The 21,654-nt window shown below is 72.2% G+C and carries 20 protein-coding genes; 12 read left to right on the forward strand and 8 right to left on the reverse strand.

Going from position 1 to position 21,654, the window contains the following annotated elements:
* Positions 1–107: 107 nt before the first annotated feature.
* The 7 genes from rapZ to secG all read left to right on the forward strand — a co-directional run bounded on the left by rapZ (position 108) and on the right by secG (position 6,798).
* Entirely contained in the window at positions 108–1,175 is a 1,068-nt protein-coding gene (gene rapZ / locus AB0J86_RS13885; protein WP_363856852.1) for an RNase adapter RapZ, read from the forward strand.
* Positions 1,172–2,149, forward strand: a complete 978-nt coding sequence (gene yvcK / locus AB0J86_RS13890) for a uridine diphosphate-N-acetylglucosamine-binding protein YvcK (protein ID WP_363856854.1) — start codon at positions 1,172–1,174, stop codon at positions 2,147–2,149. Before rapZ ends, yvcK begins: the two co-directional genes overlap by 4 nt.
* Positions 2,150–2,206: 57 nt before the next feature.
* Positions 2,207–3,187 carry a DNA-binding protein WhiA gene (gene whiA, locus AB0J86_RS13895; protein WP_363856856.1) on the forward strand — a complete coding sequence of 327 codons (981 nt, stop codon included), beginning with the start codon at positions 2,207–2,209 and terminating at the stop codon, positions 3,185–3,187.
* A 258-nt stretch (positions 3,188–3,445) separates the two neighbouring features.
* Positions 3,446–4,450 (forward strand): type I glyceraldehyde-3-phosphate dehydrogenase, encoded by a 1,005-nt coding sequence (gap, locus tag AB0J86_RS13900; protein WP_363856858.1) that lies wholly within the window; start codon positions 3,446–3,448, stop codon positions 4,448–4,450.
* Positions 4,447–5,646 carry a phosphoglycerate kinase gene (locus tag AB0J86_RS13905; RefSeq protein WP_363856860.1) on the forward strand — a complete coding sequence of 400 codons (1,200 nt, stop codon included), beginning with the start codon at positions 4,447–4,449 and terminating at the stop codon, positions 5,644–5,646. Before gap ends, AB0J86_RS13905 begins: the two co-directional genes overlap by 4 nt.
* Positions 5,646–6,440, forward strand: coding sequence for a triose-phosphate isomerase (gene tpiA, locus AB0J86_RS13910; RefSeq protein ID WP_363856862.1), 795 nt, complete (start codon positions 5,646–5,648; stop codon positions 6,438–6,440). Before AB0J86_RS13905 ends, tpiA begins: the two co-directional genes overlap by 1 nt.
* A 97-nt stretch (positions 6,441–6,537) precedes the next feature.
* Positions 6,538–6,798, forward strand: coding sequence for a preprotein translocase subunit SecG (gene secG, locus AB0J86_RS13915; RefSeq protein ID WP_363856864.1), 261 nt, complete (start codon positions 6,538–6,540; stop codon positions 6,796–6,798).
* A gap of 249 nt (positions 6,799–7,047) precedes the next feature.
* On the opposite strand, the gene pgl is transcribed toward secG, so the two are convergent.
* The 7 genes from pgl to tkt are packed head-to-tail and all read right to left on the reverse strand — an operon-like array spanning position 7,048 to position 15,570.
* Positions 7,048–7,815: a 6-phosphogluconolactonase gene (gene pgl, locus AB0J86_RS13920; RefSeq protein WP_363856865.1), complete on the reverse strand. Its 768-nt coding sequence runs from the start codon at positions 7,813–7,815 to the stop codon at positions 7,048–7,050.
* Positions 7,812–8,831 (reverse strand): glucose-6-phosphate dehydrogenase assembly protein OpcA, encoded by a 1,020-nt coding sequence (locus AB0J86_RS13925; protein WP_363856867.1) that lies wholly within the window; start codon positions 8,829–8,831, stop codon positions 7,812–7,814. Before AB0J86_RS13925 ends, pgl begins: the two co-directional genes overlap by 4 nt.
* Positions 8,828–9,031, reverse strand: a complete 204-nt coding sequence (locus AB0J86_RS13930) for a hypothetical protein (protein WP_363856869.1) — start codon at positions 9,029–9,031, stop codon at positions 8,828–8,830. Before AB0J86_RS13930 ends, AB0J86_RS13925 begins: the two co-directional genes overlap by 4 nt.
* The gene (zwf, locus tag AB0J86_RS13935; RefSeq protein ID WP_363856871.1) at positions 9,016–10,590 is read right to left on the reverse strand and encodes a glucose-6-phosphate dehydrogenase; all 1,575 of its coding nucleotides are present in this window, start codon (positions 10,588–10,590) and stop codon (positions 9,016–9,018) included. Before zwf ends, AB0J86_RS13930 begins: the two co-directional genes overlap by 16 nt.
* 2 nt (positions 10,591–10,592) lie before the next feature.
* Positions 10,593–12,242, reverse strand: coding sequence for a glucose-6-phosphate isomerase (locus tag AB0J86_RS13940; RefSeq protein WP_363856873.1), 1,650 nt, complete (start codon positions 12,240–12,242; stop codon positions 10,593–10,595).
* On the reverse strand, positions 12,239–13,417 hold the full coding sequence (gene tal, locus AB0J86_RS13945; protein WP_363856875.1) for a transaldolase: 1,179 nt from the start codon (positions 13,415–13,417) through the stop codon (positions 12,239–12,241). Before tal ends, AB0J86_RS13940 begins: the two co-directional genes overlap by 4 nt.
* 14 nt (positions 13,418–13,431) lie before the next feature.
* Positions 13,432–15,570, reverse strand: coding sequence for a transketolase (gene tkt / locus AB0J86_RS13950; protein ID WP_363856877.1), 2,139 nt, complete (start codon positions 15,568–15,570; stop codon positions 13,432–13,434).
* 245 nt (positions 15,571–15,815) lie between these two features.
* On the opposite strand from tkt, the gene AB0J86_RS13955 reads away from it, so the two are divergent.
* From AB0J86_RS13955 to AB0J86_RS13965, 3 genes are all read left to right on the forward strand, one after another.
* Positions 15,816–16,769, forward strand: coding sequence for a heme o synthase (locus tag AB0J86_RS13955; RefSeq protein WP_363856878.1), 954 nt, complete (start codon positions 15,816–15,818; stop codon positions 16,767–16,769).
* Between the two features lie 243 nt (positions 16,770–17,012).
* On the forward strand, positions 17,013–17,348 hold the full coding sequence (locus tag AB0J86_RS13960) for a hypothetical protein (protein WP_363856880.1): 336 nt from the start codon (positions 17,013–17,015) through the stop codon (positions 17,346–17,348).
* Between the two features lie 4 nt (positions 17,349–17,352).
* Positions 17,353–18,258: a hypothetical protein gene (locus AB0J86_RS13965; protein ID WP_363856881.1), complete on the forward strand. Its 906-nt coding sequence runs from the start codon at positions 17,353–17,355 to the stop codon at positions 18,256–18,258.
* Between the two features lie 22 nt (positions 18,259–18,280).
* On the opposite strand, the gene AB0J86_RS13970 is transcribed toward AB0J86_RS13965, so the two are convergent.
* Positions 18,281–19,243 (reverse strand): COX15/CtaA family protein, encoded by a 963-nt coding sequence (locus tag AB0J86_RS13970; RefSeq protein WP_363856883.1) that lies wholly within the window; start codon positions 19,241–19,243, stop codon positions 18,281–18,283.
* A 92-nt stretch (positions 19,244–19,335) separates the two neighbouring features.
* Between AB0J86_RS13970 and AB0J86_RS13975 the strand changes: the two genes are divergently transcribed.
* Both AB0J86_RS13975 and sufB read left to right on the forward strand, forming a co-directional pair.
* On the forward strand, positions 19,336–20,181 hold the full coding sequence (locus AB0J86_RS13975; RefSeq protein ID WP_363857132.1) for an ArsR family transcriptional regulator: 846 nt from the start codon (positions 19,336–19,338) through the stop codon (positions 20,179–20,181).
* Positions 20,178–21,608: a Fe-S cluster assembly protein SufB gene (gene sufB / locus AB0J86_RS13980; protein WP_363856884.1), complete on the forward strand. Its 1,431-nt coding sequence runs from the start codon at positions 20,178–20,180 to the stop codon at positions 21,606–21,608. Before AB0J86_RS13975 ends, sufB begins: the two co-directional genes overlap by 4 nt.
* Positions 21,609–21,654 lie beyond the last annotated feature (46 nt).

The raw sequence follows: 21,654 nt of genomic DNA on the forward strand, positions 1-21,654 counted from the left end.
GGTTCGGTGCCCGACCTCGGCCGACGGGGGCGGGGGCGTCACAATTGGTCGGGCCGTCCGGGGGGACGGCGACCGATGTACGGGTGGCGGCGCGTGGGGGGAACGGGATGACCGAGCGGGGCGACGTGACAGCCGAGCGGGCCGAGCTGCCCGGGCCGGGTGTCACGACGACGGGACCGGGTGCCACGACGATCGGGCCGCGGGCCGGGGAGATCCGACCGGAGGCCGGGGAGGTCGGCGGCGGCGGGGTGCCGGCGGCTCCGGGTGGGCATGGCGAGGCGCCCCGGGAGGCCCTCGGGAGTGACCCGAGCCGGTCGGACACGACCCTGGTGGTGGTCACCGGGGTCTCCGGCGGCGGGCGCAGCACGGTGGCCCGGGCGCTGGAGAACGTCGGCTTCTACGTGGTGGACAACCTGCCCCAGGCGCTCATGCTGGACATGGCCGAGCTGGCCTTCAAGGCCGGCGGCGCGGCCCGGAACACGGCGATGGTGCTGGACGTGCGCAGCCGTGCCTTCTCCACCGACCTCGCCGGGGCGATCCGGGCGCTCAAGGAGCGGGGATTCCAGCCGCGGGTGGTCTTCGTCGACGCCGACGACGAGGTGCTGATCCGGCGGTTCGAGAGCGTACGGCGCTCGCACCCGCTGCAGGGCGACGGCCGGCTCGCCGACGGCATCGCGGTCGAACGCGGCCTGCTGGAGGAGGCGCGGGACCAGGCAGACGTGATCATCGACACCAGCCACCTGAACGTCAACCAGCTCCGCAGCCGGGTCGAGGAGCTCTTCGGCGGCGAGGACGCGCGGCGGCTACGGGTCACCGTGCTCTCGTTCGGCTTCAAGTATGGTTTACCGCCTGATGCTGATTTCGTGCTCGACGCCCGCTTCCTGCCCAACCCGTACTGGGTGCCTGAGCTGCGTGAACACACCGGCCGCGAAGAGGCGGTCAGCCGGTACGTGCTCGGTCAGGAGGGTGCGGTGACCTTCGTGGAGACGTACACCCGGCTGATCAACGCGACCTCGCCGGGCTTCGAGCGCGAGGGCAAGCGGTACCTGACCGTCGCGGTCGGCTGCACCGGCGGCAAGCACCGCAGCGTGGCCATCGCCGAGGAGTTGGCGAGCCGACTGCGCCAGGTGCGGCTCTCGGCGCACGCACAGCACCGCGACCTGGGGCGGGAATGACGCCGACGCGGGTGGTCGCCTTCGGCGGCGGACACGGCCTCTCCGCCTCCCTGCGGGCGCTGCGCCGCTGCGCACCCGAACTCGACCTGGAGATCACGGCCGTGGTCACCGTCGGGGACGACGGCGGATCCAGCGGCCGGCTGCGCGCCGAACGGGACGCGCTGCCCCCCGGCGACCTGCGCCAGGCGCTGGTGGCGCTGGCCGGTGACCACCCCGCCACCCGCCGCAGCGCGAAGCTCTTCCAGCACCGCTTCAGCGAGGTCGCCGCCGGCGCCGACGACGGCGGTGGGCTGGCCGGCCACGCGGTCGGCAACCTGGTGCTCTGCGGGCTGATGGAACTGCTCGGCGACCCGGTGGCCGCCCTCGACCACGCCGGGGCCATGCTCGGCGCGGTCGGTCGGGTGCTGCCGATGTCCTGCGAGCCGGTCGGGATCGAGGCGCAGGTCCGGGGCGTGGACCCGCGCCGCCCGGACGAGCTGCGGACGGTACGCGGCCAGCACCAGGTGGCGGTGACGCAGGGACGGGTGGAGTCGCTGCGACTCACCCCGGGCCGCCCACCGGCCTGCCCCGAGGCCGTGGCCGCGGTACGCGAGGCGGACTGGCTGATCTTCGGTCCGGGCAGCTGGTACACCAGCGTCATCCCGCACCTGCTCGTACCGGAGTTGGCCGACGCGATCGTCGCCAGCCCGGCCCGGCGACTGGTCACCCTGAACCTCGCCGCCGAGAAGGAGACGCTCGGCCTCTCGGTCGCCGACCACCTGGCGGCGCTCGCCTGGTACCTGCCGGAGCTGAAGGTGGATCTGGTCCTGGCCGACGGGAAGGCGGTAGGTGACCCCGAACCCGTCGCCCGTGCGGCAGAATCGCTGGGTGCGCGTCTCGTTCTCGCCCCGGTGGCCGTTGTGGACGGCACGCCCCGGCACGATCCGGCCGCGTTGGGAAGCGCGCTGGTGCCTGTCCTGGGCGCCGATCGTTAAGCACGTACGGATGAACAACGGCGACATGCCGGTACCGGCCGGTGAGGTGGCGACACAATGGCGATGACGGCTGCGGTCAAGGACGAGCTGAGCCGGGTTGACGTACCCAAGCCCTGCTGCCGTCGGGCGGAGATGGCCGCCCTGCTGCGCTTCGCGGGCGGGTTGCACATCGTCTCCGGCCGGGTGGTGGTCGAGGCGGAGCTGGACACCGGGGCGGTCGCCCGTCGGCTGCGCCGCGAGATCGCGGAGGTGTACGGCTACCCGAGCGAGATTCACGTGCTCGCCTCGGGCGGGCTGCGCAAGGGCAGCCACTACATCGTCCGGGTGGTCAAGGACGGCGAGGCGCTGGCCCGTCAGACCGGGCTGCTCGACGTACGTGGGCGCCCGGTGCGCGGCCTGCCGCCGCACGTCGTGGCCGCCAACGTCTGCTGCGCGGTCTCCGCCTGGCGCGGCGCCTTCATGGCGCACGGGTCGCTGACCGAGCCGGGCCGGTCCTGCGCCCTGGAGGTGACCTGTCCCGGACCGGAGTCGGCGCTGGCGCTGGTCGGCGCGGCCCGCCGGATCGGCATCACGGCCAAGTTCCGCGAGGTACGCGGCGTCGACCGGGTGGTGGTCAAGGACGGCGACGCGATCGCCGCGCTGCTCACCCGGATGGGCGCGCACTCCAGTGTGCTCGCCTGGGAGGAGCGGCGGGTACGCCGCGAGGTGCGCGCCACGGCCAACCGGCTGGCCAACTTCGACGACGCGAACCTGCGCCGCTCGGCGCGGGCGGCGGTGGCCGCGGCGGCCCGGGTCACCCGGGCGCTGGAGATCCTCGCCGACGACGCCCCGGGCCACCTGACCTCGGCCGGCCGGCTCCGGCTGGAACATCGGCAGGCGTCGCTGGAGGAGCTGGGTGCGCTGGCCGATCCGCCGCTGACCAAGGACGCCATCGCCGGCCGGATCCGGCGGCTGCTGGCCCTGGCCGACAAGCGCGCTCGCGACCTGGGCATTCCCGACACCGAGGCCGCGGTCACCCCGGACATGCTGGCCGTCTGACCGGTGACCGCCAGGTAAACCCCCGTACGGGATTGCGCCCCGCCGCACCGCGGCGCGGCCGGCTCGGATAAGGTCGCAGCGTACGGCGACGGGGCCGGCACGTCGGTTCTCCTCGCCGTGCATACCGCCTCGGGCGGTCGGTCCACGGACCGTGGCGGGGTGGCCGAGACCTATCAACGACCGGCTCCAACGGTCGGCGCCACATCAACGCCGGCCTCGGGCTGACGCCGGCGGACCAGAAGGCGAGGAGATGGGCCTGTGACCATCCGGGTTGGCATCAACGGCTTCGGCCGGATCGGCCGCAACTTCTTCCGAGCGGTGCTCGCGTCGGGCGCCGACATCGAACTGGTTGCCGCGAACGACCTGACCGACAACGCGACGCTGGCGCACCTGCTGCGGTACGACAGCATCCTCGGCCGCCTCCCGCAGGAGGCCAAGGCGACCGCGGACGAGGTCAGCGTCGGCGGGCAGACCTTCAAGGTGTTCAGCGAGAAGGACCCGGGCAAGCTGCCCTGGGGCGACCTCGGCGTGGACGTCGTGGTCGAGTCCACCGGCTTCTTCACCGACGGCACCAAGGCCCGCGCGCACCTCGACGCCGGGGCCAAGAAGGTCATCATCTCGGCGCCGGCCAAGAACGACGACGTCACCGTCGTGATGGGCGTCAACCACGACTCGTACGACCCGGCGAAGCACTCGATCATCTCGAACGCCTCGTGCACCACGAACTGCCTGGCCCCGCTGGCCAAGGTGCTGCACGACGCGTTCGGTGTCGAGCGGGGTCTGATGACCACCGTGCACGCCTACACGCAGGACCAGAACCTGCAGGACGGCCCGCACAAGGACCTGCGCCGGGCCCGCGCCGCCGCGATCAACGTGGTACCGACCTCGACCGGTGCGGCCAAGGCGATCGGCCTGGTCCTGCCGGAGCTCAACGGCAAGCTCGACGGCTACGCGCTGCGGGTGCCGATCCCGACCGGCTCGGCCACCGACCTCACCGTCGACCTGGCCCGGGAGGCCTCGATCGACGAGATCAACGCCGCCTACAAGGCTGCCGCGGACGGCCCGCTCAAGGGCATCCTGACCTACACCGAGGAGCCGATCGTCTCCTCCGACATCGTCACCGACCCGGCCTCCTGCATCTACGACGCGGGCCTGACCAAGGTCAACGGCAAGCAGGCCAAGGTCGTCGGCTGGTACGACAACGAGTGGGGTTACTCCAACCGCCTCGTCGACCTCGTCAAGCTGGTGGGTTCCTCGCTGTGAGCATCCGTACCCTCGACGATCTTCTCGCCGAGGGGGTTTCGGGTCGGCGCGTGCTGGTGCGCGCCGACCTGAACGTCCCCCTCGACAAGGAGACGGGTGCGATCACCGACGACGGTCGCATCCGCGCCGTGCTGCCGACGCTGGGCGCGCTCCGGGACGCCGGGGCCGCGCTGGTCGTCTGCTCCCACCTCGGTCGCCCGAAGGGCGCGCCGGACCCGAAGTACAGCCTGGCGCCGGTCGCCGCCCGGCTCGGCGAGCTGCTCGGCGCCCCGGTGACCTTCGCGGAGGACACGGTCGGCGACTCCGCCCGCGCCGCGGTCGACGCGGTCGCGCCGGGCGGGGTGGTGCTGCTGGAGAACCTGCGGTTCAACCCGGGCGAGACCAGCAAGGACGAGGCCGAGCGGGGCGAGTTCGCCGACCGGCTGGCCGCCTTCGGCGAGGCGTACGTGGACGACGCGTTCGGCGCCGTGCACCGCAAGCACGCCAGCGTCTACGACGTGGCGGCGCGCCTGCCCCGGTTCGCCGGCCGGCTGGTGCTGCGCGAGGTCGAGGTGCTCGCGAAGCTGCGGCACGAGCCGGAGCGCCCGTACGTGGTGGTGCTCGGTGGTTCCAAGGTCTCCGACAAGCTCGCCGTGATCGAGGCGCTGCTGCCGACCGTGGACCGGCTGCTGATCGGCGGCGGCATGTGCTTCACCTTCCTCAAGGCACAGGGCCACGAGGTCGGCAAGTCGCTGCTCGAAGAGGAGATGCTCGACACCTGCCGCGACCTGCTGGCGCGCTCGGCCGGCCGGATCGTGCTGCCGGTGGACGTGGTGGCGGCCACCGCCTTCGCCGCCGACGCCGACCATGAGACGGTCGCGGTGGACGCGATCCCGGCCGACCGGCTCGGCCTGGACGTCGGCCCGGCCACCGTCGCGGCGTTCGCGCAGGAGATCAGCGGCGCCCGTACCGTCTTCTGGAACGGTCCGATGGGCGTCTTCGAGCTGGCCCCGTTCGCCGCCGGTACGCGCGGCGTCGCCGAGGCGATCACCAAGGTCGACGGCTTCACGGTCGTCGGCGGCGGTGACTCGGCCGCGGCGGTACGGGCGCTCGGCCTCGACGAGTCGTCGTTCGGGCACATCTCCACCGGCGGGGGAGCCTCGCTGGAGTACCTGGAGGGCAAGGCCCTCCCCGGCGTCGTCGCCCTGGAGAACTGATGGCTGCCGCTCCCGCCCGCCGGCCGCTGATGGCCGGCAACTGGAAGATGAACCTCAACCACCTGGAAGCCATCGCGCTGGTCCAGAAGTTGGCGTTCAGCCTCAACGAGCAGCAGCTCACCGACGTCGAGACGGTGGTGCTGCCGCCCTTCACCGACCTGCGCAGCGTGCAGACGCTGATCGACGGCGACAAGCTGCTGATCGGGTACGGCGCGCAGGACCTCTCGCCGTACCAGTCGGGTGCCTACACCGGTGACATCTCCGGTGCGATGCTCGCGAAGCTGGGCTGCCAGTACGTGGTGGTCGGCCACTCCGAGCGGCGGGCCTACCACCACGAGGACGACGCGGTGGTCAACCTCAAGGTGGCCGCCGCGCTGGCCAACGAGATCACCCCGATTCTCTGCGTCGGCGAGGGCCTGGAGATCCGCGAGGAGGAGCGCCACGTACAGTTCTGCTGCGAGCAGCTGGACGCGGCACTGCGCGGCTTCACGGCGGAGCAGGTAACCAAGATCGTGATCGCGTACGAGCCGGTCTGGGCGATCGGCACCGGCAAGACCGCGACGCCGGAGAACGCCCAGGAGGTCTGCGGGGCGGTGCGCCGGCGCATCGCCGAGACGTACGACCAGGAGACGGCCGAACGCGTCCGGATCCTGTACGGCGGCTCGGTGAAGGCCGCGAACATCGCCTCGATCATGGCCCAGCCGGACGTGGACGGCGGGTTGGTCGGCGGGGCGAGCCTGGACGGCGAGGAGTTCGCGCAAATCTGCCGCTTCCCGGAGCACATCAGCCGCTGACGCTCGCTATCCTTGACGGGCCCGCCTGCCGGTCGGTGCCCGCCGCGTCATCGCAAGAGCGCGGGCGAGGATCGCAACGAGAGGAAAGACCCTTACCATGCCGATCGCGTTCGCGTACACGTTGATCGTGTTGCTGATCATCACCAGCGCGCTGCTCACCCTGCTGATCCTGCTCCACCGGGGCAAGGGCGGCGGTCTGTCGAGCATGTTCGGCGGCGGCGTCAGCTCCAGCCTCGCCGGTTCCTCCGTGGCGGAGAAGAACCTGGACCGCTACACGGTCCTGGTGGGGATCGTCTGGTTCGCCTGCATCGTCGGCCTGGGCCTCTGGCTCCGGCTGGGGCTCAACAGCGGATCCTGACAAACCGCCACAACCAGCACGAAAACCTGCGCGCGGTCCACTCCCGGACCGCGCGCAGCCGTGTACCCGGAGCCGATCGTCGTTCCCGACGATCCGTCTGTGATCGGCGCCCCTGGTCCACACGAATACAGAGAAAGAGTGGCCTCACTGACCCACGCCGCCCGCGAGGGCACTCTTTCTCCGAAATTGTGTGGATCAATAGGCCGGTCGGGTTCGGGGCGGCGGGCCGGCCGCCCCGAACCCCCGAGATCAGACCCCGTCCGCCCGAGGCTCCGTGAGCCCGCCGGCCGCGTCCCGGTCCAGCAGCCAGAGGGTACGGCGGGTGCCGTGCACCCGGGCCGCGGGCAGCCCCGAGGCGGTCCCGTCGGCCAGCGCCTTCCCGGCCGCCTCCGACTTGTCCGTGCCGGCGGCGACCAGCCAGACCTCGTGGGCCGTGTTGATGGTCGGCAGGGTCAGCGTGAGCCGCACGGGCGGCGGCTTCGGACTGTCCCGTACCGCGCTGACGGGGGCCGTCCAGTCCAGGGCCGGGTGCCCGGGGAAGAGCGAGGCGACGTGGCCGTCCTCGCCCACCCCGAGCATCAGCACGTCGAAGCGGGGCAGGCCGGTGCCGCCCGTGCCGGCGGCGGCGAGCGCGGCGGCGTACCGGCGGCCGGCCGCCTCCGGGTCGTCGCCGTCCGGGCCGTCCGAGGCCGGCATCGGGTGCACCCGGTCCGGGTCGAGCGGCAGCCGGTCCAGCAGCGCCTCCCGGACCTGGGTCTCGTTGCGGTCCGGGTGCCCGGCCGGCAGGAACCGCTCGTCGCCCCACCAGAGGTCGACCCGGGACCAGTCGACCGCGTCCCGGGCCGGCAGCTGCGCCACCGCCCGGTAGACGGCCGCCGCGACCCGGCCACCGGTGAGCACCAGCCGCGCCTGCCCGTGCTCGGCCTGCGCGTCGACCAGCCGGACCAGCAGCCGGGCGGCCACGGCCTCGATGAGCAGTGGCCGGTCCGGGTGTACGACCGTGAGCGCGCCGGTCATGCCGGGGTGGCGCTGGTGCCGGAGTGGGCGGTGACGCCCGCCTCGGCCCGCTGCGCGGTGGCCGGGTCCTTCCAGATGTGCACCCGCCGTCCGGGCCGTCCCTCCAGCCCGCGTACGCCGGTCACGGCGCTGAGCGCCTCGGCGTAGATCTGGTCGGCGTCGAGGCGGCGCAGCTCCTCGGCCAGCTCGTCGCCGAGCGGGCGGCGTACCAGCGGCAGCTGCCGGTCGGTCTGGCCGGAGCGCTCGAAGGTGGCCGTGCCGTTCTCCCGGGTCAGCACCAGCTCGTCGCCGTTGGCGCAGCTCAGCCGCACCGAGCGCAGCCGCGGGTACTCGGTGGTCTCCTCCCAGGCCGGCCTGATCCCCAGCCGGGCGCCCAGCCAGCCGCTCATCAGCGCGGCCGTCGGGTCGTGCCGGGGCGCCACGACCGTGGCCGCGGTGACCCGCGCCTCGGTCGTGTCGAAGGCCCCCGCCACGAGCGTGCGCCACGGGGTGATCCGGGTCCAGGCCAGGTCGGTGTCGCCCGGGGCGTAGTCGACCGCGCGCTGCCGCAGCGCGTCGACCGGGTTGGTCGACTGGGCGGCGTCGGTGATCCGCCGGTCGGCGACCACGCCGAGGAAATCGTTCGCGATCTGCTCCGGCGGCTCGCCGTGCCACCAGGTCACCACCGGCACGTCCGGTACCAGCAGCGGCATGACCACGGACTCGGCGTGCAGGGCGAGGCGGCCGTACATCCGCATCACCACCGCCTCGCACGGGCCGAGCCGGCCGCCGACGACGATCTCGGCGTCCAGCCGGTTCTGTTCGCGCTCGACGTCGGAGCGGACGACCACCAGCAGGCGGCAGGGGTGTGCCGCCGCGGCGATGGTCGCCGCCGCCTCCGCCTCACGGACCCGTTTCTCGTCGACCACCACGATGAGCGTGAGCGCCATGCCGCTGGCCACCCCGCCCGCGCTCCGCCTCTCGGCGGCCAGCGCCTTCACCACCTCGTTGCCGGTGGTGTCCCACAGCCCGATCACTGGAGCCTCCTGGTCCGTCCGCCGGCCGGGGTGCCGGTCCGGCGGCGATTGCGTTCCTGCTCGGCGCGGTACGGCCCGCCCGCCCGGGGACCGGCCGGGTCGGCGGTCGCGCCACCCATGCGCGCCGCCGCGACGGCGGGCGGGGCCGTCTCCGCCCCGCCCGCGCCGGTCGGCCGGGCGCCGCTCATGCCCGTCGCCATGCCCGCCCCTCGCGGGCGAGCATCTCGTCGGCCTCCCGCGGACCCCACTCGCCGGCCCGGTACGGCTTCGGCTTGGTGCCGCGCCACGCGGCCTCCAGCGGGTCCACCACCTGCCAGCTCTGCTCGACCTCGGCGGCGTCCGGGAAGAGCGTACGGTCGCCGATCAGCACGTCCAGCACGAGCCGCTCGTACGCCTCGGGGCTGGACTCGGTGAACGCCTCGCCGTACTGGAAGTCCATCGCGATGTCGCGGACCTCCATCGTGGTGCCCGGCACCTTGGAGCCGAACTTGAGCACCACGCCCTCGTCGGGCTGCACCCGGATGACGAGCTGGTTGTTGCCGAGCATCTCCATGTCGGCCTGGTTGAACGGCAGGTGCGGCGCCTTCTTGAACATGATGGCGACCTCGGTGACCCGCCGCGGCAGCCGCTTGCCGGCCCGGATGTAGAAGGGCACCCCGGCCCAGCGGCGGTTCTGGATGCCCAGCCGCACGGCCACGTACGTCTCGGTGGTGGAGTCCTGGGGGACGCCCTCCTCCTCGAGGTAGCCGACGGCCCGCTCGCCGCCGACCCAGCCGGGCAGGTACTGCCCGCGTACGGTCCCCTCGGCGACGTCCTGCGGGATGGTGATCGCCCGGAGCACCTTCAGCTTCTCCGCCCGGATCTCGCTGGCGTCGAAGCTGGTCGGCTCCTCCATGGCGACCAGGGCGAGCAGCTGTAGCAGGTGGTTCTGCAGCACGTCCCGGGCGGCCCCGGCGGCGTCGTAGAAGCCGGCCCGGGAGCCGATGCCGACGTCCTCCGCCATGGTGATCTGCACCGAGTCGACGTAGCGGGAGTTCCACAGCGGCTCGAACAGGTTGTTGGCGAAGCGCAGGGCCAGGATGTTCTGGACCGTCTCCTTGCCCAGGTAGTGGTCGATGCGGAAGACGTCGTCGCGGGTGAAGACGTCGTCGACCAGGTCGTTGAGGGCCTTGGCCGACTGCAGGTCCGAGCCGAACGGCTTCTCGACCACGACCCGCCGCCACCCGCCGGACTTCTCGTTGTCCGACATGCCGGTCCGGGAGAGCTGCTTGAGCACCACCGGGAAGGCCGCCGGGGGGATGGAGAAGTAGAAGGCGGCGTTGCCGGCGATGCCGTGCGACTCGCGCAGCTCGTCGAGGGTCTGGGCGAGGGTGTCGAAGGCGGCGTCGTCGTCGAACGACCCGCCGACGAACTTCATGTTGCCGGCGAGCCGGGCCCACACCTCCTCCCGCCACGGGGTACGCGCGTAGCGGCGCGCGGCGTCGTGCGCCAGGGACTCGAAGTCGCCGTCACCCCAGTCCCGGCGGGCGAAGCCGAGCACCACGAACCCCGGGGGGAGCAGGCCGCGGTTGGCCAGGTCGTAGACGGCCGGGATCAGTTTCTTGCGGGCCAGGTCGCCGGTGACCCCGAAGATCACCAGAGCGCAGGGCTCCGGGATCCGGGGCAGCCGGCGGTCCTGCGGGTCGCGCAGCGGGTTGACGGCGCTGCTTCCGTGCAGCGAATCATCCCCGCCGGGTCGCTCTGTCGTACGCTGACTCATCCTCAACTCCGCAGGTTACGAACCGTGTCGAGCAGCTGTGCCAGGCCGGCCGCGCGATCGGTGAGATGCAGGCGTACCACCGGACGCTCGCGCCCGGCCAGCGCCTGCCGGTCCCCGGCGGCCTGGGCCGCCTGGAGCTCCCCGAAGCTATACGGCTTGCCCGGCACCGGCAGGTCCTCGCGGACCGCGCCGGTGATCTGCAGGTACGAGCCGACCTGGGGGCCGCCCTTGTGGTACTGCCCGGTCGAGTGCAGGAACCGGGGTCCCCAGCCGAAGGTGACCGGCCGCCCGGAGGCCGCCGCGAACGCCGGGCGGACCTGCGCGGCGTCGGCGTCGGCGAAGCGGTCCAGGTACGCCATGACGGCCAGGTACCCGTCCGAGCCCAGCCCGTCGAGCAGCCAGCGCAGTACGCCGGCCAGGTCGCCCGGGGCGCCGGCCGGGGCGTAGACCTCGATCGCGCCGTCGGTGAACGCCGGCGCCTCGGCGGGCGGCCCCGAGGCCAGGATCCGGTTGGTGTTCTCCTTGGACTCGGTGACGTTCGGCTGGTTGAACGGGTCGATGCCGAGCACCGCCCCGGCCACCGCGGTCGCGTACTCCCAGGTCAGGAACTGCGCGCCGAGCGGGCCGTTGACGGCCAGGTCGGGCGCGGCACCGCCGCCGGGCACCGTACCGGCCGGCAGCGCGCCGCCGTAGGTGACCGAGAGCACGTCCGGCCCGGTCGCGCCGGGGCTGCCGGGCGCCTCCACGACGACGGGCAGGATGCCGATCCCGCTCTTGCCGGTCGACTCGGCGATGAGCTGCTCGGCCCAGTCGCCGAGACCGTCGATGCCGGTACCGTCGGAGATCAGCGCGACCTTGTCCCGGCCGGTGGTGGCGGCGGTGCCGAGCGCGGCGCCGAGCGCCAGGCCCGGGTTGTTCTCGTCGCGCGCCAGCGCGGCGGCGAGCTCCTCCGCCTCGTCCAGCAGGTTCGCCACCTCGACGCCGGCGAGCGCCGCCGGCACCAGCCCGAACGCGGTGAGCGCCGAGTAGCGCCCGCCCACGGCCGGGTCGGCGAGCACCACGAAGGCGCCCATCTCGTTGGCGGTCGCCTCCAGCGGCGAGCCCGGGTCGGTGACGATCACGAAGTGCCGGCCGGCCTCGGCCTCGGTCAGGCCGGCGTCGAGGAACGCCTGCAGGTAGGCGCGCCGGTGGCTGTCGGTCTCCACGGTGGAGCCGGACTTGCTGGAGACGACCACGACGGTGCGCTCCAGCCGGTCGCCGAGGGCCGCGCGGACCTGGCCGGGGTCGGTGGTGTCCAGCACGGTCAGCGGCCTGCCCAGCGTACGGGTGATCACCTCGGGGGCCAGCGACGAGCCGCCCATGCCGGCGAGCACGACGTGGTCGAGGTCGCCCAGCTCGGCCTTGAGCTCGGCGAGCTGGGGGAGGAGTTCGCGGCTGCGGCGGAAGGTGTCCACCCAGCCGAGCCGGATCTTCGCCTCCTCCTCGGCGTCCGGGCCCCACAGCGTGGGGTCCTTCTCGGCGAGGCGGGCCGGCAGCCCGTCGCTCACCAGCGCGGCGCGGGTCGAGGCCGGGGCCGAGCGGTCCACCGCGTCGGCGCCGTAGACGGCCAGCCCGGCCGCGGCGTCGCAGGGGCCGTCGAGCAGGTCGCTCATGCGTTGCCTCCCGCGCGCTGCGCGGCCTCGGCGTTGGCCCCGGCGGCCTGGTTGGGCCGGCCGGCACCGGCCGCCGCGGCCTCCAGCGACTTGCGTACGCCGTCGAGCAGCTCGGTCCAGCTCGCCTCGAACTTCTGCACGCCCTCGCGCTCCAGGGTCTCGATCACGTCGTCGAACTCGACGCCCTGGGCCGCCAGGCCGGCGAAGACCTGCCGCGCGTCGTCGTACGCGCCGGTGATCGTGTCGCCCGGGGTCTCGCCGTGGTCGGCGAAGGCGTTGATCACCGCCTCCGGCATGGTGTTGACCGTACCGGGGGCGATCAACTCCTCGACGTAGATCACGTCGCGGTAGTCGGGGTTCTTGGTCGAGGTCGACGCCCAGAGCGGGCGCTGCGGGTGGGCGCCGGCGTCGGCCAGGGCCTGCCAGCGCGCCGAGGAGAAGACCTCGGTGTACCGCTCGTACGCCAGCCGCGCGTTGGCGACAGCGGCCTTGCCGCGCAGCGCCTTCGCCTCGGTGGTGCCGATCTTCTCAAGCCGCTTGTCGACCTCGGTGTCGACCCGGGAGACGAAGAACGAGGCGACCGACCCGATCTTGCTCAGGTCGTGCCCGTTCGCCTTCGCCTGTTCCAGGCCGGCCAGGAACGCCTCCATCACCTGCGAGTACCGGTCCAGCCCGAAGATCAGGGTCACGTTGACGCTGATCCCCTCGGCCAGCGCCGCGGTGATGGCCGGCAGCCCGGCCTCGGTCGCCGGGATCTTGATGTAGAGGTTCGGCCGGTCGATCAGCCACCAGAGGGCCTTCGCCTCGGCCACCGTCTTCTCGGTCTCGTACGCCAGCCGCGGGTCGACCTCGATGGAGACCCGCCCGTCGACCCCGCCGCTCGCGTCGTACGCCGGGCGCATCACGTCGCAGGCCCAGCGCACGTCGTACGTGGTCGCCATGCGGACGGCCTCCTCCACGGTGACCCCGCGCAAGGCCAGGTCCCGCAGCTGCCAGTTGTACTCGTCCGCGTCGCTGAGCGCCTTCGCGAAGATGGTGGGGTTGGTGGTCACCCCGACCAGGTGCTTCTCCCGGCGGAGCTGGTCCAGCCCACCCGAGGTGAGCCGGGTCCGAGAAAGATCGTCGAGCCACACCGCCACGCCGGCGGCGCTGAGTTCACCCAACCTGTCTGTCATGTGCTGACCTTCCCTCAGTTGCCGGTGGTGGAACCAGTGATCTCGCCGACGCGGGCCAGCGACGCGTGCGCCGCCGCCACGATCCGGTCGGGCGTGAAACCGAACTGCTCGAAGAGCACGGTGTGCGGGGCGCTCGCCCCGTAGTGCTCCAGGCTGACGCACTCGCCGAGGTCGCCGACGAGGTCGCGCCAGGACATCGCGATGCCGGCCTCGACGCTGACCCGGGCCTTGACGTCGCGGGGCAGCACCGACTCCCGGTACGCCGCGTCCTGCTCCCGGAACCACTCCTGGCAGGGCATCGAGACGACCCGGGTGGGGGTGCCCTCGGCCTCCAGGCGCTCCCGGGCGCTCAGGCAGAGCTGCACCTCGGAGCCGGTACCGATGAGGATCACCTGCGGCTGGGCGGTGGACGCCTCGGCCAGCACGTACCCGCCCCGGGCCACCCCGTCGGCCGGGGCCAGAACGTCCCGGTCGAAGGTCGGCAGGGCCTGGCGGCTGAGCGCCAGCGCGGTCGGGCGGTTGGTGTGGGTGAGCGCCTGCCGCCACGCCCAGGCGGTCTCGTTGGCGTCGGCGGGGCGTACCACGTCGAGGCCGGGGATGGCCCGCAGCGCGGTGAGGTGCTCGACCGGCTGGTGGGTCGGGCCGTCCTCGCCGAGGCCGATCGAGTCGTGCGTCCAGACGTAGGTCACCGGCAGCTTCATCAGCGCGGCGAGCCGGACCGAGGGGCGCATGTAGTCGCTGAAGACCAGGAAGGTGCCGCCGTACGGGCGGGTGCCGCCGTGCAGGGCGATGCCGTTGAGGATCGCGCCCATGGCGTGCTCGCGGATGCCGAAGTGCAGGTTGCGGCCGTACTCGTGGCCCGGGAACGCCTTGGTGGCGTACTCGGACGGGATGAAGGACGGCTCGCCCTCCATCGTGGTGTTGTTGCTCTCGGCCAGGTCGGCCGAGCCGCCCCACAGCTCGGGCAGGACGGGCGCGAGGGCCTGCAGCACCTTGCCGGAGGCGGCCCGGGTGGCGATGCCCTTGGCGTCGGCGGGGAACTGCGGCAGTGCGTCGGTCCAGCCGGCCGGCAGCGTACGGGTGGCGAGCCGGTCGTGCAGCTCCTTGCGCTCCGGGTTGGCCTTCGCCCAGGCGTCGTACCGGGTCTGCCACTCGGCGTGCGCCGTCCGGCCGCGCTCCAGCACCTCACGGGCGTGCGCCAGGACCTTGTCGTCGACCGCGAAGCTCTGCCCGGGGTCGAAGCCGAGCAGCTCCTTGGTGGCGGCGACCTCGTCGGCGCCGAGCGCCGAGCCGTGGATCTTGCCGGTGTTCTTCTTGGTCGGCGCCGGCCAACCGATGATCGTGCGCAGCGCGATGAACGAGGGGCGGCCGGTCTCGGCCTTGGCGGCCAGCAGCGCGTCGTGCAGCGCCTGGACGTCCTCCTTGTAGTGACCCTCGTCGGCGTCGCCGGCGCGCCAGTCCACGGTCTGCACGTGCCAGCCGTAGGCGGCGTAGCGGGCGACCACGTCCTCGCTCTTGGCGATGCGGGTGTCGTCCTCGATCGAGATCTCGTTGTCGTCGTAGATCACCGTGAGGTTGCCGAGCCGCTGGTGGGCCGCGAGCGAACTCGCCTCGTGGCTGATCCCCTCCTCGATGTCGCCGTCGGAGGCGATGCACCAGACGTGGTGGTCGAAGACGGACTCACCCGCGGCGGCGTCCGGGTCCAGCAGGCCGCGCTCGCGCCGCGCCGCCATCGCCATGCCGACCGCGTTGCCCAGGCCCTGGCCGAGCGGGCCGGTGGTGGTCTCGACCCCGGCGGTGTGGCCGTGCTCGGGGTGGCCGGGGGTGAGCGAGTCCCACTGCCGCAGCGACTTCAGGTCGCTCAGGCCGAGCCCGTAACCGGAGAGGTAGAGCTGGATGTAGAGCGTCAGGCTGGAGTGGCCGGCGGAGAGGACGAAGCGGTCCCGGCCGGTCCAGTCCGGATCGGCCGGGTCGTGTCGCATGACCCGGTTGAAAAGCAGGTACGCGGCGGGGGCGAGGCTCATCGCGGTACCGGGATGGCCGTTGCCGGATTTCTCCACGGCGTCCATCGCCAGTACCCGGACGGTGTCGACGGCCCGGCGGTCGAGGTCGGACCAGGTCAGTGAGTCTTGCGTGGGTCGATTGTCTGCCACGATGGTTTGTGCTCCTCGCAGGTGGGCGGAACCCTCAGTGATGACCCTAGCGACCCGTTCTAAACGTCTGCCTGCGGATCGTGCACGCGGAGGTCCCCCGACTGCCCCGTACGTGTGACCACGGGCACCGTTGACGGGTCGCCCGGGCAGCGCATTTGACACCGCGTAGGCTGTCGGACGGCGCGCTGGCCCGAATTCGGTTGCCGGCCTTCGATCTCCTGCCCCATGGTGGAAGGTGGCACTACGTGAGCATGATCACCGAGCGTCCCGCCGCCTCTGCCACTGCGACGACGCCGGTGGTGGAGGCGGGTGCCGCGACGGCTGCCCGGCGTGACGTCGGGTCGGTGGTCCGGGCCTACGTGGCGCTGACCAAGCCGCGCATCGTCGAGCTGCTGCTGGTCACGACGGTACCGGCGATGATGCTCGCGGACCGCGGCCTGCCGTCGCTGTGGCTGATGGCCGTGGTGCTGGTCGGCGGCTCGCTCGCCGCCGGTGCCGCCAACGCCCTGAACTGCTACATCGACCGCGACATCGACCAGCTGATGCGCCGTACGAAGCGGCGCCCGCTGCCCACGCACACGGTGGCGCCGCGCTCGGCGCTGGTCTTCGGGCTGGCGCTGGCCGTGGTCTCCACCGCCCTGATGGCGGTCTTCACGAACTGGCTGGCGACCGCGCTGACCCTGGCGGCGATCGCCTACTACGACCTCGTCTACACCCTGTGGCTCAAGCGGACCACGCCGCAGAACACGTTCTGGGGCGGGGCCTGCGGCGCGGCGCCGGTGCTGATCGGCTGGGCCGCGGTGACCGGGTCGCTGGCCCCGGCGGCCTGGGCGCTCTTCGCGGTCGTCTTCTTCTGGCAGATGCCGCACTTCTACGCGCTGGCCATCAAGTACAAGGTCGACTACGCGCGGGCGAACATCCCGATGCTGCCGGTGGTGGCCTCGGTGCGCCGGGTCAACGCGGAGATCCTGCTCTTCTCCTGGCTGACCGTGCTCTCCTCGCTGGCGGCCTGGCCGCTGGTCGGGTCGATCTACGGGCTCACCGCGCTGGTGCTCGGGGTGCTCTTCCTCCGCGAGGCGCACCGGCTCTGCCGGCGGGCCGTCCGGGGCGAGCCGATGCAGCCGATGCGGCTCTTCCACTGGTCCACGACGTACCTGACCATCCTCTTCGCGGCGGTCGCGCTGGACGCGCTGGTCTGACGTTTTCGCCGGCTTCCTTCCCTGCTGTCCGCTTCGCCCTGAAAACGCCGATAATTCATAATCTGTCGGCACCTGGCTCTCCTGGCCGGCTCAGGAAGCATTTGTTCTGGTGTCATACGGGGATGGATCAGGACGATCTGGTGCAAACTTCCCGTCCTGCGGATTAAACGCGCAGGTAATGACCATCACAAATAGTCGACACATCGCGCTCACGTGAACCCAGTTCTGCTTACGCTTCGCGCTATGGCAGATGGTTCCGATACAACGCTGACGAGCGAAGAGACCGCGTCGAGCCCGGCCCCGAGCGGGCTGGTTTCGGGGATCAAGTCGTTTGCCGCCGGCCACGGCGGGGCGAAGGCGGTCATCGAGTACGTCGGCAAGCGGGGTGCGCGAATCGTTCTCGTCGGTGCGGACGGCGCCTGGGCCGACCAGTTCGCCGACGGTACCGACGTCGCGCGGCTGGCCTGTGCCAAAGCGGGGGTTGCCGTAGAAAACGAATGGGAGCGCGAGTTGATGGACCAGATGCGTCCGAACAACGACCTGTGGCGGTCGATGTCCCGACGCTCGCTGGCCCGATGAATTGATGACCGATAATCCGACCGCGGCCCGGGGGAAACCCCGGGTCGCTTTCGTCACCTGTGCGGAACTGCCCGACCTCGACCCCGACGACCGGCTGCTGCTGGCGCCCCTGGCCGCCCGCGGGGTCCGGGTGGATCCGCTGGCGTGGGACGCGCCGGACGTCGACTGGGCCGCCTACCGGCTGGCGGTGCTCCGCTCGCCGTGGGACTACGCGCCGCGCCGGGACGCCTTCGTCGCCTGGACCCGTACCGTGCCCCGGCTGGCCAACCCGGGCCCGGTGGTCGAGTGGAACACCGACAAGCGCTACCTGCGGGAGTTGGCCGGGGCGGGCGTGCCCGCCGTACCGACCGAGTGGGTGGCGCCGGGGGAGTCCTGGGCACCCCCGGCCGGCGGCGAGTACGTGGTCAAGCCGGCCGTGAGCGCCGGCAGCAAGGACACCGGCCGGTACGACCTGGCCGACTCCGGGCACCGCCGGCTCGCCGCCGAGCACGTCGCCCGGCTCCAGGCCGCCGGCCGGCTCGTCATGGTGCAGCCGTACCTGACGGCCGTGGACAGCGCCGGGGAGACCGCCCTGATCTTCCTGGCCGGGCCGGACGGGCTGGGGTACAGCCACGCGATCCGCAAGGGTCCGATGCTCACCGGGCCGGACACCGGCGAGGAGGGGCTCTACCGGATCGAAAAGATCACCGAGCGGGCGCCGACCCGGGCCGAACGCGACCTGGCCGAGCGGGCGCTCGCGGCGGTACCGGGCGGCACCGACCACCTGCTCTACGCCCGGGTGGACCTGCTGCCCGGCCCGCACGGCGCGCCGGTGCTGATCGAGCTGGAGCTGACCGAGCCGTCGCTCTTCCTCGGGTACGCCGAGGGGGCCGCCGAACGCCTCGCCGACGCGATCGTCTCGTCGATCTAGGGCAAATCGCGGTGATTGGAGATCAGCTAACGGGGATTTGCCCTAGATCGACGGGGGTCGGGGTGGCGGTGGCCGGGGCCGGGGCGGGCGGGGTGGCCTGGAGCGGGATGCGGGCGGGGCGGGTCCGGGCGAGGACCGCGAGGGTGGCGAGCCAGACCAGGCAGGCGCCGACCATGTGTGCCCCGACCAGGATCTCCGGCAGGTGGGTGAAGTACTGCACGAAGCCGATCAGCCCCTGGCCCAGCTCCACCGCGACCAGCACCGCCGCGGCGCGGGCCGCCGCGGTGGCGCCCACCGCGCGCAGCGCGAACCAGAGCGCCACCGAGAGGCCGATCAGCAGGAAGACGACGTCGGCGTGCACCTGGGCGATGGTCTCGGGGTCCAGGCCGTTGCGGTGGGCGTCCACGTCGCCGGCGTGCGGGCCGCTGCCGGTCACGAAGGTGCCGAGCACCAGGACCAGCGCGCTGACCGCCGTGGTGAGCCAGACGAGCGCCGGGAGCGGGGCCGGTACGAGCCCGGCGGGCTCCGGCGGGGCGGTCCGCCACCAGAAGGCGTACGCCGCGGCGATGACGCCCATCGAGGCGAGGAAGTGCAGCCCCACGACCCAGGGGTTCAGGTTCGTCAGCACGGTGATGCCGCCGATCACGGCCTGGGCGACGATGCCGAGGAACGGCGCGAGGGCGAGCACGATCAGTGAGCGCCGCAGGGGCCGGCGGCCCAGCGCCGCGACGAAGGCGGCCACCGCGATCAACCCGATCACGAAGAAGAGCATCCGGTTGCCGAACTCGATCGCCCCGTGGATGCCCATGGCCGAGTTTGTGACGTACGACTCGTCGGTGCAGCGGGGCCAGGTCGGGCAGCCGAGGCCGGAGTCGGTCAGCCGTACGGCGCCGCCGGTGCCGACGACCGCCACGTTGGCCACCACGGAGGCGAACGCCAGCCAGCGTAGTGGCAGTTTGCTGGGAATTTCGGCGATTCGGCGCACGTCGGCCATGGTACGCGGCAGGGTGATCATGATTACTGGGGGTACGTTTGCGGTCCCTGAGCGAAATACGTAACGTGGGCGTGGTGAAAAACATGGCGGTGCTCTCCGAGCCCCAGGCGGCGGCCGACCCGGCCGCCTGCGCCGCCATGTCCGCCGCCGGCGCGTCGGCCCCGGGCGCGGCCGGGACCTCGGCGGCCGGGGCCGCGGGGGGCGCGGACCGGGGGACCCGCGACCGGGTGACCCAGCTGCTGCTGGAGCGCGGCGCCGCCACGGCCGCCCAGCTCGGCGCGGAGTTGGGGCTCAGCCCGGCCGCCATCCGCCGGCACCTCGACGCGATGCTCGCCGAGGGCGACGTCGTGGCCCGCGACCAGGTCGTACGCGGCCACCGGCGGCGCGGACGCCCGGCCAAGGTCTTCGTGCTCACCGAGTCGGCCAAGCTCCGCTGCGGCACCCACACCTACGACGGCATGGCCACGGCCGCGCTGCGCTGGATCGCCCGGCACGGCGGCCCGCGGGCGGTGGGCGACTTCGCCGCCGAGCAGGTGGCGGCGCTGGAGGCGCGCTGCCGGGCCGCGATGGAGGGCGCCGGCGACGACCCGCTCGCCCGGGCGGAGGCGCTCGCCTCGGCGCTGACCAGCGAGGGTTACGCTGCCAACGCGTCCACGATCGCCTCCGGCGGCCAGCTGTGCCAGCACCACTGCCCGGTGGCGCAGGTGGCCGCGGAGTTTCCCCAGCTGTGCGAGGCCGAGACGGAGGTCATCTCCCGCCTGATCGGCACCCACGTGCAGCGCCTGGCCACCATCGCGCACGGCGATGGCGTCTGCACCACCCACATCCCCGCCCAGCAGGGACCCGCCGCGGTCGCGGCGGCCACGCCCGCCGGCGCGGCGAGACCCACGACCGGTAAGACAGTCAACCCTGTGAGGACAGATAGATGACCGAGCAGATCGTCCAGCCCACCACCCAGGAGGAGCACCTCGCCGCCCTGGGCCGCTACGAATACGGCTGGGCCGACTCCGACGTCGCCGGCGCGGCCGCGCAGCGTGGCCTCAACGAGGCGGTGGTGCGCGACATCTCCGCCAAGAAGAACGAGCCGGCCTGGATGCTCGACCTGCGCCTCAAGGGCCTGCGCCTGTTCGGCCGCAAGCCGATGCCGGCCTGGGGCGCCGACCTCAGCGGGATCGACTTCGACAACATCAAGTACTTCGTCCGCTCCACCGAGAAGCAGGCGGCGAGCTGGGACGAGCTGCCCGAGGACATCAAGAACACCTACGACAAGCTGGGCATCCCGGAGGCCGAGAAGCAGCGGCTGATCGCCGGTGTCGCCGCCCAGTACGAGTCCGAGGTGGTCTACCACAAGATCCGCGAGGACCTCGAGGAGCAGGGCGTCGTCTTCCTCGACACCGACACCGCGCTGAAGGAGCACGAGGAGCTCTTCAAGGAGTACTTCGGCACCGTCATCCCGGTCGGGGACAACAAGTTCGCCGCGCTCAACACGGCCGTCTGGTCCGGTGGCTCGTTCATCTACGTGCCGAAGGGCGTGCACGTGGAGATCCCGTTGCAGGCCTACTTCCGGATCAACACGGAGAACATGGGCCAGTTCGAGCGGACTCTGATCATCGTCGACGAGGGCGCGTACGTGCACTACGTCGAGGGCTGCACCGCGCCGATCTACTCCTCCGACTCGCTGCACAGCGCGGTCGTCGAGATCATCGTCAAGAAGAACGCGCGCTGCCGCTACACCACCATCCAGAACTGGTCCAACAACGTCTACAACCTGGTGACCAAGCGCGCCGTCTGCCACGAGGGCGCGACGATGGAGTGGATCGACGGCAACATCGGCTCCAAGGTGACCATGAAGTACCCGGCGGTCTACATGGTCGGCGAGCACGCCAAGGGCGAGGTGCTCTCGGTCGCCATGGCCGGCGAGGGCCAGCACCAGGACGCCGGCGCCAAGATGGTGCACGCGGCGCCGCACACCTCCAGCACGATCGTCTCCAAGTCGATCGCCCGGGGCGGTGGGCGTACCTCGTACCGGGGCCTGGTGCAGGTGCTGGAGGGCTCGCACCACAGCAAGTCGACGGTCAAGTGCGACGCGCTGCTGGTGGACACGATCTCCCGGTCGGACACCTACCCGTACGTCGACATCCGCGAGGACGACGTGGCGATGGGGCACGAGGCCACCGTCTCCAAGGTGAGCGAGGACCAGCTCTTCTACCTGATGAGCCGGGGCCTGAGCGAGGACGAGGCGATGGCGATGATCGTCCGGGGCTTCATCGAGCCGATCGCCAAGGAGCTCCCGATGGAGTACGCCCTGGAGCTCAACCGCCTGATCGAGCTGCAGATGGAGGGCGCGGTCGGCTGACGCAGCCGCCGCCGCGCTCCCGTCGTCGTTTCCCTCGCGAGACAAG

The organism is Micromonospora sp. NPDC049559, assembly GCF_040676675.1.
Taxonomy (GTDB): Bacteria; Actinomycetota; Actinomycetes; order Mycobacteriales; family Micromonosporaceae; genus JBFAPK01.

Bases quoted from the DNA above. Each gene is read 5' to 3' on its own strand.
- AB0J86_RS13975 (WP_363857132.1), top strand. From the start codon at position 19,336: ATGGCGGTGCTCTCCGAGCCCCAGGCGGCGGCCGACCCGGCCGCCTGC.
- zwf (WP_363856871.1), bottom strand. From the start codon at position 10,590: ATGAGTCAGCGTACGACAGAGCGACCCGGCGGGGATGATTCGCTGCAC.
- sufB (WP_363856884.1), top strand. From the start codon at position 20,178: ATGACCGAGCAGATCGTCCAGCCCACCACCCAGGAGGAGCACCTCGCC.
- whiA (WP_363856856.1), top strand. From the start codon at position 2,207: ATGGCGATGACGGCTGCGGTCAAGGACGAGCTGAGCCGGGTTGACGTA.
- AB0J86_RS13930 (WP_363856869.1), bottom strand. From the start codon at position 9,031: ATGGCGACGGGCATGAGCGGCGCCCGGCCGACCGGCGCGGGCGGGGCG.
- yvcK (WP_363856854.1), top strand. From the start codon at position 1,172: ATGACGCCGACGCGGGTGGTCGCCTTCGGCGGCGGACACGGCCTCTCC.
- AB0J86_RS13940 (WP_363856873.1), bottom strand. From the start codon at position 12,242: ATGAGCGACCTGCTCGACGGCCCCTGCGACGCCGCGGCCGGGCTGGCC.
- pgl (WP_363856865.1), bottom strand. From the start codon at position 7,815: ATGACCGGCGCGCTCACGGTCGTACACCCGGACCGGCCACTGCTCATC.
- rapZ (WP_363856852.1), top strand. From the start codon at position 108: ATGACCGAGCGGGGCGACGTGACAGCCGAGCGGGCCGAGCTGCCCGGG.
- secG (WP_363856864.1), top strand. From the start codon at position 6,538: ATGCCGATCGCGTTCGCGTACACGTTGATCGTGTTGCTGATCATCACC.
- AB0J86_RS13960 (WP_363856880.1), top strand. From the start codon at position 17,013: ATGGCAGATGGTTCCGATACAACGCTGACGAGCGAAGAGACCGCGTCG.
- AB0J86_RS13965 (WP_363856881.1), top strand. From the start codon at position 17,353: ATGACCGATAATCCGACCGCGGCCCGGGGGAAACCCCGGGTCGCTTTC.
- tal (WP_363856875.1), bottom strand. From the start codon at position 13,417: ATGACAGACAGGTTGGGTGAACTCAGCGCCGCCGGCGTGGCGGTGTGG.
- tpiA (WP_363856862.1), top strand. From the start codon at position 5,646: ATGGCTGCCGCTCCCGCCCGCCGGCCGCTGATGGCCGGCAACTGGAAG.